This window comes from Streptomyces sp. DS1-CR2 (assembly GCF_055760475.1).
The window spans coordinates 2624119-2636674 of the sequence record NZ_CM147085.1; the positions used below are offsets into that span (position 1 = coordinate 2624119).

12 protein-coding genes are annotated in these 12556 nt (G+C 70.0%); 6 read left to right on the top strand and 6 right to left on the bottom strand.

The window, feature by feature from the left end:
- Positions 1–182 precede the first annotated feature (182 nt).
- From ACY0PA_RS12940 to ACY0PA_RS12960, 5 genes are all read left to right on the top strand, one after another.
- Positions 183–1508 (top strand): DUF2252 domain-containing protein, encoded by a 1326-nt coding sequence (locus tag ACY0PA_RS12940; RefSeq protein ID WP_473084758.1) that lies wholly within the window; start codon positions 183–185, stop codon positions 1506–1508.
- A 65-nt stretch (positions 1509–1573) separates the two neighbouring features.
- Positions 1574–2281, top strand: coding sequence for a hypothetical protein (locus tag ACY0PA_RS12945; protein ID WP_473084759.1), 708 nt, complete (start codon positions 1574–1576; stop codon positions 2279–2281).
- Positions 2282–2341: 60 nt separating this feature from the next.
- Entirely contained in the window at positions 2342–3151 is an 810-nt protein-coding gene (locus ACY0PA_RS12950) for a thioredoxin domain-containing protein (protein ID WP_473084760.1), read from the top strand.
- Positions 3152–3269: 118 nt separating this feature from the next.
- On the top strand, positions 3270–4949 hold the full coding sequence (locus ACY0PA_RS12955) for an alkaline phosphatase D family protein (RefSeq protein WP_473086306.1): 1680 nt from the start codon (positions 3270–3272) through the stop codon (positions 4947–4949).
- 317 nt (positions 4950–5266) lie between these two features.
- Positions 5267–6265: a zinc metalloprotease gene (locus ACY0PA_RS12960; protein WP_473084761.1), complete on the top strand. Its 999-nt coding sequence runs from the start codon at positions 5267–5269 to the stop codon at positions 6263–6265.
- A 16-nt stretch (positions 6266–6281) separates the two neighbouring features.
- Here ACY0PA_RS12960 and ACY0PA_RS12965 read toward each other — a convergent pair whose 3' ends face one another.
- The 6 genes from ACY0PA_RS12965 to ACY0PA_RS12990 all read right to left on the bottom strand — a co-directional run bounded on the left by ACY0PA_RS12965 (position 6282) and on the right by ACY0PA_RS12990 (position 11883).
- A complete protein-coding gene (locus tag ACY0PA_RS12965; RefSeq protein WP_266565256.1) occupies positions 6282–6851 on the bottom strand; it encodes a dienelactone hydrolase family protein in 570 nt (189 codons plus the stop codon).
- A 52-nt stretch (positions 6852–6903) separates the two neighbouring features.
- A complete protein-coding gene (locus ACY0PA_RS12970; RefSeq protein ID WP_473084762.1) occupies positions 6904–8490 on the bottom strand; it encodes a Na+/H+ antiporter in 1587 nt (528 codons plus the stop codon).
- Positions 8491–8615: 125 nt separating this feature from the next.
- Complete coding sequence (locus ACY0PA_RS12975) at positions 8616–9122, bottom strand: GNAT family N-acetyltransferase (RefSeq protein WP_473084763.1); 507 nt, start codon at positions 9120–9122, stop codon at positions 8616–8618.
- On the bottom strand, positions 9119–10060 hold the full coding sequence (locus ACY0PA_RS12980; RefSeq protein WP_473084764.1) for an RluA family pseudouridine synthase: 942 nt from the start codon (positions 10058–10060) through the stop codon (positions 9119–9121). Before ACY0PA_RS12980 ends, ACY0PA_RS12975 begins: the two co-directional genes overlap by 4 nt.
- Before the next feature lie 62 nt (positions 10061–10122).
- The gene (lspA, locus tag ACY0PA_RS12985) at positions 10123–10704 is read right to left on the bottom strand and encodes a signal peptidase II (RefSeq protein ID WP_473084765.1); all 582 of its coding nucleotides are present in this window, start codon (positions 10702–10704) and stop codon (positions 10123–10125) included.
- Positions 10705–10806: 102 nt separating this feature from the next.
- Entirely contained in the window at positions 10807–11883 is a 1077-nt protein-coding gene (locus ACY0PA_RS12990) for a TraR/DksA family transcriptional regulator (RefSeq protein WP_473084766.1), read from the bottom strand.
- 345 nt (positions 11884–12228) lie between these two features.
- Between ACY0PA_RS12990 and ACY0PA_RS12995 the strand changes: the two genes are divergently transcribed.
- Positions 12229–12420 carry a DUF1059 domain-containing protein gene (locus tag ACY0PA_RS12995; RefSeq protein WP_473084767.1) on the top strand — a complete coding sequence of 64 codons (192 nt, stop codon included), beginning with the start codon at positions 12229–12231 and terminating at the stop codon, positions 12418–12420.
- The last annotated feature ends 136 nt before the right edge of the window (positions 12421–12556 follow it).

Genomic DNA, 12556 nt, shown 5'->3' on the forward strand with positions numbered 1-12556 from the left:
AGATGAACACTGCGGCGCGCAGCGTCCCGATAAAGGGCGGAGGTCGGGTGACGGGCGGGCGGGCACTCGGGGGTACGGTCGTGCGTTGGACAGAGCAGGACAGCTGTCCCCCATTCACGATCCACGGTCACCATCCGCCGTCACCCCCGACGGACACAGCCCGCACCAGGAGGCACCCCGCGATGTCGGTCCCGCAGCCCACCGCTGAGCAGCGCGGCGAGCAGATCCTCACCGTCTTCGACACCGCGTTCGGCGAGCTCCTGGCCGCCGACCCCGCGGCGTTCCGGGTCAAGTTCCGGAAGATGGCCTCGTCCGCCTTCGCTTTCTACCGCGGCACGGCGTGCCTGTTCTACGCGGACCTGGAGCGCGAGCGGCACGGCGGCCCGTACCTGGACGACCGTACGGGCCGGGTGTGGATCCACGGCGATCTGCACGCGGAGAACTTCGGTACGTACATGGACTCCACGGGCCGCCTGATCTTCAATGTGAACGACTTCGACGAGGCGTACGTCGGCCCCTTCACCTGGGACCTCAAGCGCTTCGCCGCCTCCGTGGCGCTGATCGGCTACTCCAAGGCACTCAGTGACGAGCAGATCACCGAGCTGGTGGGCACGTACGCGGGCGCCTACCGCGAGCGGATCCACGCGCTGGCGACGGGAGCGAAGAGCGACGAGGTGCCGCCCTTCACCCTGGACACCGCCGAGGGCCCGCTCCTGGACGCGCTGCGCGACGCCCGCTCCCTGACGCGCTTCGGGCTGCTCGACTCGATGACGGAGATCCGTGACTTCGAGCGCCGTTTCGCGCCCGGCGGCGGCTCCATCGAGCTCGACGCGGCCACGCGCTACAAGGTCCTCGCGGCCTTCGACGGGTATCTGGAGACGCTCCCCGAGTCGTCCCTGACCCGCCCCGACTCGTACCGCGTGAAGGACGTCGTGGGGCGGCGCGGCATCGGCATCGGCTCCGCGGGTCTGCCCTCGTACAACATCCTTCTGGAGGGCAACAGCGACGCCCTGGAGAACGATGTCGTGATCTACCTCAAGCAGGCGCAGACCCCGGCCGTGTCGCGGCACATCACGGACGCGGCGATCCGGGACTACTTCGAGCACGAGGGCCACCGCACGGTCATCTCACAGCGCGCTCTCCAGGCGCACGCGGACCCGTGGCTGGGGTGGACCGAGCTGGACGGCTCGGGGCAGCTGGTCGCCGAGGTGTCGCCGTACGCGGTGGACCTCGACTGGTCGGACATCGACGACCTGGACGAGATCGCGGCGGTCGTCGCCGACCTCGGCCGGGCCACGGCGACGATGCACGCGGCGGCCGACGACCTGTCCGGGCAGTCCCTGGTGCCGTTCTCCACGGAGCGGGCCATCGACGCGGTCATCGCGGCGGACGAGGACGGCTTCGCGGGTCTGCTGGTCGACTTCGCGCACGACTACGGGGCACGCGCGCGTGCGGACCACCAGATCTTCGTGGACCTCTTCCGCAACGGCCGGATCCCGGGCCTGTAGGCCGCAGGGGCCGACAACGCTCCCGTAACACACAGCGACCCTTTAGGGGTCCCTTACAGGAACGCATGGCACACTCCTCCGCGATGGACGACATATCCGGGACCCAGCTCAGAGCCGTGCGCGCGGCACTCTTCACGGCGCTCGTCGTGACGCTCTCCGCCGCGTCGCACGTCCTGCTGTCCCGGGTCCCCCTTCCGCTGGTGACGGTGGCGGCCACGGCCTTCGCCGTCTTCGTCCTCGCGTACGCGCTGGCGGGGCGCGAGCGGAGCTTCGGCCGGATCGCGGCCCTGCTCGTGCCGCTGGAGCTGGCCGCCGACACGGTGTTCACCACGGGCCAGCACGTCTGTTACGGCGCGGCGGGCGGGCCCGTGGCCGGGCCGCTGCGGGCGGTCGGCCTCGACGTCCTGTGCGGCGGCAGCGTCGGTACGCCGCTGGCCCGCATGACCGGCGGACACACCGACAAGTCCGCCACGCTCCTCGCGCACACCGACCCTGCCGCCGCCTGGCTGCTCCTCGGCGCGCATGTGGCCGTCGGCCTCCTTGCCGCCGCCTGGCTGCGCCGCGGCGAGCAGGCGCTGGCCCAGCTGCTGCGCGCGGTCGCCGGGTTCACCTTCCGGCCGCTGCTGATCGCCTTCGCCGCGGTGCGGGCCCACCTGGAGCCCGTACGCCGCCTGCCGCGGCGCCCCTCGCGCCGGGTGCGGGCCGCGCGTACGCAGCTGTGGGCGCACTCCGTGGGACGGCGCGGACCGCCGTGCGTGGCCCTGGCCGCCTGAGGCCGGGCCCGGCACAGCAGTCCCCCCGAAGACTTCGCAGAACCCACACGGAGAACGATCATGAGCCAGAGGAACAGCCAGGCCGCGAAGAGGGCCGCCCGAGAGCGGCTTCGCGTCGAGCGCGAGAAGCAGGCGAAGAAGGAGAAGGCGAAGCGGCAGGTGACCGTCGCCGGTGCCATCGTCGCGGTCCTCGCGATAGCGGGCGGCATCGGCTTCGCCGTGATGCAGGCCAACAAGCCCAGCTACTGGGAGGCCGCGAAGGACGACAAGCTGGTCGCGCCCGCGAACACGTCGGGCAAGAACGGGACCACGGTCGTCATCGGCAAGGACAGCGCGAAGAAGACCCTCGAGATGTACGAGGACCCGCGCTGCCCGATCTGCGCCACCTTCGAGCAGACCGTCGGCTCGAACGTCGACAAGGACGTCGAGACCGGCAAGTACAAGATCCAGTACATCGGCGCGACGTTCATCGACAACAGCGACAACGGCGAGGGCTCCAAGAACGCCCTCAGCGCCCTGGGCGCCGCGCTGAACGTCAGCCCGGAGGCGTTCCTCGAGTACAAGACCGCGCTGTACTCGAAGGCGAACCACCCCGATGAGACGGACGACAAGTTCCAGAAGGACACCTACCTGATCAAGGTGGCGAACACCGTCGACGCCCTCAAGAACAACAAGGCGTTCCAGAAGGACGTCAAGGACGGCACCTACGACAAGTGGGCGCTGACCATGTCGAAGAAGTTCGACGACAGCGACGTCAAGGGCACGCCGACCCTCAAGATGGACGGCAAGACCCTCACCGGGCCCGACGGGAACGCCCCGATGAACGTGGCCGACTACACGACCGCGATCGACAAGGCCCTCAAGGCCTGACGCATGGACGGTCCGGCCGGCTGACGCGCGGTCGAAGTGTGGGCGAACTCTTCGGAGTTCGCCCACACTTTGCTTTTACTGGTCAGTAATGTGATCGCTCGTGACCAGTCGACTCAAGATAGACGGACCTCTCGGCACCGCAGCCGGGACGGCCGATTCCCTTGCCCCGCGCCGCCGTTCGGTCGTGAAGGCAGCCGCCGCCACGGCCGGCGCCGCAGCCCTCGCCCCGCTCGCCACCGCGCACGCCGCGCACGCGGCGGACGGACCCGCCTTCCTGCACGGCGTCGCGTCGGGCGACCCGCTGCCCGACGGCATCCTCCTGTGGACGCGCGTGACGCCCACCCCCGATGCCGTGCCCGGCTCCGGAAAGGACCCCGACACGGACGTCCGCTGGGAGGTCGCGCAGGACAAGGACTTCCGCCAGGTCGTCGCCCACGGCACCACCACGGCCCGGGCGTCCGCCGACCACACCGTCAAGGCCGATGTAAGGGGCCTGCTCCCTGCGAGCGTCTATTACTTCCGCTTCTCCGTAGAAGGCACTCAGAGCGCCGTCTCCCCCGTGGGCCGCACGCGCACGGCGCCCGCGCTCGACGCGCAGGCCGCGGGCGTCCGGTTCGGCGTCGTCTCCTGCGCCAACTGGGAGGCCGGCTACTTCTCGGCGTACCGCCATCTCGCCGCCCGCACCGACCTGGACGCGGTGCTCCATCTCGGCGACTACATCTACGAGTACAAGACCGGCGAGTACCCCGAGGCCAAGTACGTCGTACGACAGCACGAACCGCGGCACGAGATCCTCACGCTCGCCGACTACCGCGTGCGCCACGGCCTGCACAAGACCGACGCCGACGTGATGGCCGTGCACGCCGCGCACCCGCTGATCGCCATCTGGGACGACCATGAGTTCGCCAACGACGCCTGGTCGGGCGGCGCCGAGAACCACACGCCCGGCACCGAGGGCGACTGGGCTGCGCGTCAGCAGGCCGCCAAGCAGGCGTACTTCGAGTGGATGCCCGTGCGTCCGTCCACCGCTGGCACCGTCTACCGCCGCCTGCGCTTCGGCAAGCTGGCCGATCTGCACCTGCTCGACCTGCGCTCGTTCCGCTCCCAGCAGTCGACCGTCGGCAACGGCGACGTGGACTCCCCCGAGCGCTCCATCACCGGCCGCGCCCAGCTCGACTGGCTCAAGGCGGGCCTCGGCGCGTCGGACGCCTCGTGGAAGCTGGTCGGCACCTCGGTGATGATCTCGCCGGTCGCCTTCGGTTCGCTGCCGGCCCATCTGCTGGAGCCGCTCGCCGAGTTGCTCGGCCTGCCGACCGGCGGCCTCGCGATCAACGTCGACCAGTGGGACGGCTACACGCACGACCGCAAGGAGCTGATCGGGCACCTGCGGGACAACGCGATCCGCAACACGGTCTTCCTCACCGGCGACATCCACATGGCCTGGGCGAACGACGTACCGGTGACGGCCGGAACGTATCCCCTCTCTCCGTCCGCGGCCACGGAGTTCGTCGTCACGTCGGTGACCTCCGACAACCTCGACGACATCCTGCACGTGGCTCCGAACACCGTCTCGACGGTGGCGGAGGGCGCCATCAAGGCGGCCAACCGCCATGTGAAATGGCTCGACATGGACGCGCACGGCTACGGCGTCCTCGATGTCACCGCCGAACGCTCGCAGATGGACTACTACATCGTCTCCGACCGCACGGACCGAGCCGCGACGACCTCCTGGGCCCGCTCCTACCGGACACTCAGCGGCGCACAGAAGGTCGAGCGGGTGAACGCGCCGGTGCGCTGAGCCGAACCTCGGGTGGCGGACGAAAGGCCAATTCCGGCCACTCATCGGCGCGTTAAGAACAGATCACAGCACTACGGCGGGTGGTGGTGTCCGCGGATCGAATGCGGACACACCACCCGTCGCGGTAACCGCTCCCGTTACGTACGGATCTCAAACTCCGGACGCCACAAGAAAATTTCTTCCCGTTGCCCCGAATTGCCGGAGGAAGAGCGGTAGTTGATTGGGCCAGAACTTCGCTCTTCAAGGACTGACATGGCCACGTAATCTCCCCGCGGCGGCGAGGAAGTTCCTCCCCCACCCGTCCGCGAGGAGTCCGCATGACCACGCTTGCCCGAATATCTCCGCTGATGCGCCGCCGGCTGGTCGGCACCGCGCTGGTGGCCGGAACCCTGGCGATCGCCCCGCTGTCCGCCCCGTCGGGCAGCGCCGCCACCGCCAAGGCGTCGGCCTCCGCGCAGAAGTGCGCCGACAGCGGCAACGCCGTGGCACGCGAGAAGAAGCCCACCGGCGCCGGCCACGCGCAGGAGCCGAACGAGGTCAGCGCGGCCAAGGCCAAGTCCATGGACGCGGACATGCAGCGCAGACTCGACAGGATGCGCGCCGACGGCACCCTCTCCAGAGGCCTCGCCGCCGCATCGACCACGATCCCGGTCTACGTCCACGTCATCCACGACGGCGCGACCGGCAATCTCACGTCGACCGACATCGCCCAGCAGATCGACGTCCTGAACGCGGCCTACAGCGGCCAGGGCACCGGCAACAACGACTCGGGCTTCACGTTCACGCTGGCCGGCACCGACTACACGGACAACGCCGCCTGGTACAACGGCATCACGCCGGGCTCCGCCGCCGAGAAGTCCATGAAGTCCTCGCTCCGCAAGGGCGGCGCGGGCGCGCTCAACTTCTACACGGCCAACCTCGGCCAGGACCTGCTCGGCTGGGCGACCTTCCCGTCCTCGTACAAGTCGAACCCGTCCGACGACGGTGTGGTCGTCCTGGACACCTCGCTGCCGGGCGGCTCGGCCACCAACTACAACCAGGGCGACACGGGCACCCACGAGATCGGCCACTGGATGGGGCTGTACCACACGTTCCAGGGCGGCTGTAACGGCAACGGTGACTACGTCTCCGACACCCCGGCCGAGAAGAGCGCCGCGTTCGAGTGCCCGACCGGGCGCGACACCTGCACCAACAAGACGGGGGTCGACCCGATCCACAACTTCATGGACTACACGTACGACTCCTGCATGTACCAGTTCACCGCGGGCCAGGTGCAGCGGATGAAGGACAGCTGGACGGCGTACCGCGCGGGCTAGCGGACGGCGGTACGGCCTAGAGCGAATCGAGGAAGCCGAGCGCCACCCGCCAGGTGGCCTCGGCCGCCTCCGCGTCGTAGTCCGGCAGTTCGGGGTCGGTGTAGAGGTGGCCGGCGCCCGCGTACCGGTAGACCTCCACGTCGGCGCCGGTCCGGCCCATCTGGAGGTACCAGGCGCTCAGCCAGTCGTCCGTCTCGAACGGGTCGGGCTCGGCGACGTGCAGCTGTACGGGCAGTTCGTCCACGGAGGCGTTCTCGGCGATGTCCGAGGTGCCGTGCAGGAGCAGCAGGCCGCGTGCCTTTTCGTCGCCGAGGGCCAGGGTCTGCGCGATCGAGGCGCCGAGGGAGAAGCCGGCGTAGACGAGCCCGCGCTCGGAGTACGGAGCGGCGGCGAGGATGGCGCGCTTGAGCAGCTCGTCCTTGCCGATCTCCTCGTTGAAGGCCATGCCGTCCTCGACGGTGTCGAAGGTGCGGCCCTCGAAGAGGTCCGGGGTCCACACCTCGTGTCCGGCGGCCCGCAGCCGGTCGGCCGCGTCTCGGACGGCGGGACGCAGGCCGTACGTCGAGTGGAAAAGCATGATGTTCATGGGGCCCATGGTGCCATCCGGGGGCGCCCGTCACCGTCAGCGGCCGCGCTCCTCAGCGCAGGCTGCGCACGTCGAGGTGGCTCAGTACGCGGTCCACGATCTCGGGGTCGGCGCCCGGCTCGCTGCGCGCCGCGAGCACCTCGTGGCGGGCGGCGGAGAGCATCTCGTTCTGGATGCGGCGCACGCGCTTGATTCTTGCGACGCGCTTGGCGTGCGCCTCCTTGCGTTCCTCGCTGCCCAGTTCGGGGTCGATGCGCAGCCCGATGTCGTAGGCCCTGCGGGCCATCTGGTCGGAGAGGTCGTCGGGCAGCTCCTCGACCTCCTCGATCTCCTTGAGGCGACGCTTGGCGGCCCTGGCCGCGCGGAGCGCGAGCTGCTGCTCGAACTCCTTCTCCTTCTCGGCGTCCGCCTTGACCCCCAGCTTCTTCACCAGCCAGGGCAGGCTCAGCCCCTGGAGCACGAGGGTGCCCATGATGACACCGAACGCGATGAAGACGATCTCGTCGCGGTCGGGGAACGGTGACTTGTCGTCCATCGTGAACGGGATGGCGAGGGCCAGCGCGACGGAGGCGACCCCGCGCATTCCGGCCCACCACATGATCACGGTCTCGCGCCAGGAGATGGGGATGTCCTCGTCGAGATCCCGCCGCGCATGCAGACGCCGCGTCAGCCAGGTAGCCGGAAGCAGCCACAGCAGGCGTACGAAGATGACGACCGCCACGACGGTGCCGGCCCAGCCGAGCATCTCGCCCCAGCGGCCGGACGCGGTCCTGATCGCGTTGTGCAGTTCGAGGCCGATGAGGCCGAAGGCGACGCCGGTGACGAGTGTGTCGACGACGTCCCAGAAGGCGCGGCCGGTCAGCCGGGTCATGACGTCGTCCGCGCCGAACGCGTACTCGGCGAGGAAGAGCGCGGTGACGAGTACGGCAAGCACCCCGGAGCCGTGCAGCTCCTCGGCCAGCACGTACGAGGCGTACGGCATCAGGAGCGTCAGGCCGATCTGGAGCGTGGAGTCGTCGAGGAAGTTCATCAGCTTGTTCGCGGTCCAGCCGATCACGAGCCCGACGACGAGCGCCACGACAGCGGACAGGAGCAGCGAGACGACGGCCTCCGGCCACGAGAAACTGCCGCTCACGACGGCGGCGATGGCCACGTGGTAGAGCACGATCGCGGTCACGTCGTTGAACAGGCCCTCGCCCTCCAGGGTCGACACCAGGCGGCGGGGCAGGCCGAGTTGGCCGGCCACCGCGGTCGCGGCGACGGGGTCGGGCGGTGCGACGAGGGCGCCGAGCGCGAGGGCCGCGGCGATCGACAGGCCCGGCACGATGGCGTTGGCGACAAACGCGACGGCCGCCATGGTGACGAAGACCAGGGCCACGGCCAGCAGGAAGATCGGTTTCTTGTTCGCGGCGAACTGGCGCCATGACGTGCGCTTCACGGCCGCGTAGAGCAGGGGCGGCAGCAGCATCGGGAGGATCAGGTCGGGCGGGACCTCGACGTTCGGCACGACCGGGAGGAGCGCCAGGCTGACGCCGAGCAGCGTCATCAGCACGGGCGCCGGCAGCCCGAGCCGGTCTCCGAGCGGCACACTCAGCAAGGCCCCGAGCAACAGCACGAACAGCAGGGCCAACTGATCCACGGTGCGCACCCCGGCGAGTAACGGCGGTCAAGCCATCGGACGATCAAGTCCCCAGCGTGCCACGCACGTCGCTCTGTGGTGATTTGTGGCGCGAGTCCGTGCCGTTGAGACCAGGCCGCGCGGACCTAGGAGGCGTCCGGCTGCCCCAGCGCCTTCCGCATCGCCCGGTGCGCAATCCCCGCGTCGGGAAACTCCGGCCCGTACACGGCATAGCCGAGGCGCTCGTAGAACCCCAGCGCTTGCGTCTGCGCGTGCAGGTCCACGGCGACGAGCCCACGCTCCGCCGCGGCGTCCTCGATGGCCCGCACGAGGGCCGCGCCCACGCCGAGCCCGCGCGCGGACTTCGCCACCGCGAGCCGGCCGAGCGCGCCGACCCCGGCGTCCCCGCCGTTCTTCGCCACTGCGGCGGCGCCGGTCAGCAGCCGCCCCGTGCCGAGCGGCTCACCGTCGGCGCGCAGCGCCAGCACGTGCACCGTGCCGGAACCGGCGTCGTGCTCGTCGTACTCGAGCTCCTGAGGAACCCGCTGCTCGACGACGAAGACCTCCTGGCGCACGGCGAAGCACGCCTTGCGGTCGGCCTCGCTGTCGGCGACCCGCACCACGTATGCGGAAGAGGGCTGCGGCGCGGTCACGAGCTCTCCGCCCGGACGCGGTCCAGGGCCGTCTGCAGGTCCTCGGGGTAGTCGCTGGAGAACTCGACCCACTCGCCGTCGGCCGGGTGCTCGAAGCCGAGGCGCACGGCGTGCAGCCACTGCCGGGTGAGGCCGAGACGCTTGGCGAGCGTCGGGTCGGCGCCGTACGTCAGGTCGCCGACGCAGGGGTGCCGGTGGGCGGACATGTGCACGCGGATCTGGTGCGTGCGCCCCGTCTCCAGCTTGATGTCGAGGAGGCTGGCGGCGCGGAACGCCTCGATGAGGTCGTAGTGCGTGACGGAGGGCTTGCCCTCGGCCGTCACGGCCCACTTGTAGTCGTGGTTCGGGTGGCGCCCGATGGGGGCCTCGATCGTGCCGCTCATCGGATCCGGGTGGCCCTGGACCAGCGAGTGGTAGCGCTTGTCGACGACGCGCTCCTTGAACTGGCGCTTCAGCGTCGTGTACGCGCGCTCCGACTTGGCGACGACCATGAGGCCGGAGGTGCCGACGTCGAGCCGGTGGACGATGCCCTGGCGCTCGGCGGCGCCGGACGTGGAGATCCGGTACCCGGCGGCTGCGAGGCCGCCGATCACGGTCGTCCCGGTCCAGCCGGGGCTGGGGTGCGCGGCGACGCCGACCGGCTTCATGATCACGACTATGTCGTCGTCGTCATGGACGATCTCCATGCCCTCGACGGGCTCGGCGACGATCTGCACCGGGGCGGGCGCCTGCGGCATCTCCACCTCGAGCCAGGCACCGCCGTGCACCCGCTCGGACTTCCCGACCACCGAGCCGTCGACCGCGACCTTCCCCGCCGCGGCGAGCTCGGCGGCCTTGGTGCGGGAGAAGCCGAACATGCGGGAGATGGCGGCGTCTACGCGCTCGCCCTCCAGGCCGTCGGGCACGGGCAGGGTTCGGATCTCGGGAATCGTGCTCACCCATTGAGTATGCAGGAGCCCGCCGACACTCCGGACCGCGCGAGAGGAAAGCCCCTGGTCGCTCAGTCCTTGTGGACGGTCCCGTCCGGGTCGAGGCCCCGGAACGACAGGAGCACGATCAGGATGCCGCCGCACACGATCGCGGAGTCGGCGAGGTTGAACACGGCGAAGCTCTTCGGCGCGATGAAGTCGACCACGGCCCCTTCGAAGACGCCGGGCGAACGGAAGATCCGGTCGGTGAGATTGCCGAGCGCCCCGCCGAGGAGCAGCCCGAGCGCGATCGCCCAGGGCAGGCTGTAGAGCTTGCGGGCGAGCCGGGCGATCACGACGATCACGGCGGCGGCGATCACGGTGAAGATGATCGTGAAGGCCTCGCCGATGCCGAACGCGGCGCCCGCGTTCCTGATCGCCTCGAGCCGCAGCCAGTCACCGAGGAGCTCGATCGGCTCGTGGTGTTCCAGCTTCGCGACCACGATCATCTTGCTGACCAGGTCGAGGGCGTACGCGAGGGCGGCCACCGCGAACAGCACGGCGATCCTCCGCTTGCCCTTGGGCCGCTCCTGGGCCTCCCCGCCGTTGTCCGGCCCGTCTGCCCCCGCATCCGGGGTGTCCGGAGTACCGATGACGCGCTCCGCCTCTGCCACGTGAGTCCCTCAACCTAGGTACCTGACTGAGGACGAGAGTACGGCACACGCGTACGCCCTCAGCAGCCCAGGAGCGACTCCATGACGGAGCGCGCCGCCGGGTCAGTAACGGCGCTCCTGCTTCTGCTTGCACTCGACGCACAGGGTCGCGCGCGGGAAGGCCTGCATCCGCGCCTTGCCGATCGGGTTCCCGCAGTTCTCGCAGATCCCGTACGTGCCCGCGTCGAGCCGCTCCAGGGCGCGCTCGGTCTGCTGGAGCATCTCCCTGGCGTTCGCGGCCAGCGACAGCTCGTGCTCCCGCGTGATGTTCTTCGTGCCGGTGTCCGCCTCGTCGTGGCCGGCACCGTCCCCGGAGTCCCTCATGAGCCCGACGAGCGCCTTCTCCGACGACTCGATCTCGCTGTTCAGGCGCAGCGCCTCGCTCTGGAGCTCCGCCCGCGCCTCCGTGACCTCGGCCGGGGTCCAGGGGTCCTCGCCCGGCCGTACCGCGAGCTCGCCCGGCTCCACGGCCGCGACCCGCGCGTTCGGCACCGCGCGGGGCTTCTTCGCCGTGGCCGTGCCGGGGGTCTTCTTCGCAACCACAGTCGTGGCTCCCGTCGTCTCCGCGGCCGACGCCGCGCCATCGGCCGCGGACGCGACCGCCTTCTTCTCCGCGCTCTTGTGACCAGTGGCCTTCTTGACCGCGCCCTTCCTGGCGCCCGTTCTCCCGGCCGCGCCCTCCGCGGCGACGACGCTTTCCGCTTCCCCGGAGGCCTGCGCGGTCTTCGCGTTCTTCGCGCTCTGCATGGCCTTCGTGGACTTCGCGGCCTTTGCCGACTGAGCGGTCCTGTCGGCGGTCTTGGTGGGACCGGCGGTCTTGGTGGGACCGGCGGTCTTGGTGGGACCGGCGGTCTTGGTGGGACCGGCGGTCTTGGTGGGACCGGCGGTCTTGGTTACGGTCTCGGCCGCCGCCTTCGCGGCCTTCGCCGTCTTCTTGGCGGCCGCGCTCTTCGTACCCGCGCTCCCCGCTCTCTTCGTAGCGGTCTTCGTGGCCGCCGTGCTCTTCCTGGCCGCCGTCTTCGTCGCGATGCTCTTCTTCCCGGCGGCCGGCTTCTTCGCGGCCGGGGCCGCGTCGGCCGCCGCCTTCGCAGGCACCGCCTCCTCGACCGCGGCCTTCGCGCCGGCGAATGCCTCACGCACCCCCGCCGGTCTCTTTTTCGCCACCATGGCCGCGGCCCCTTCACATTTTGTGATCTTGCTCGCGAATCGTGCTGGGACGATAAATCGACTTCTGACCCGCGGCAACGGGGCACACCGCCCGATGCGCCCGCCCCGCACGTCCCGCGCGGCAGACTTGCAAGCGTTGTGCCCAGCTCCCCGCCGGGTAATCCGCGAAGGCGCACCGCCCCGCGATCCGTCAGGCCCCGTGTCGCCATTCGGGTCAGCCCGCGAAGCCGCGACCAGCCCGGAAAGAGCCCTGGCGAGCCCGTACGGCAACGAACTCAGAGGAATAAACTGAGGCATAAATAGAGAAGGTGCATCATCATGCGCAAAGTAGTCGACTGCCGTGACGTGCCGAGCGAGACGAACTGCACCCTCGCCATCACGGGCGAGGAGGACGAGGTGGTCCGCGCCGCGGCCTTGCACGCCGTGTCTGTCCACGGTCACACCGACACCCCCGAGCTGCGGAACATGATCCGCAGCAACCTCAAGGACGAGATCCCCCAGCACGCCTGACACCGGCCGCCCCGGGTCCCCGGCCCGCCCGCCCCAAAACCGGTCGGCCGCGTGCGCCCACGCCCCGTACACTGGGCGGAGCGAGAAGCGTGGATGGGGCCGAGTAGCGGCGTACGCAGCCAAGAGCGACCCGGGG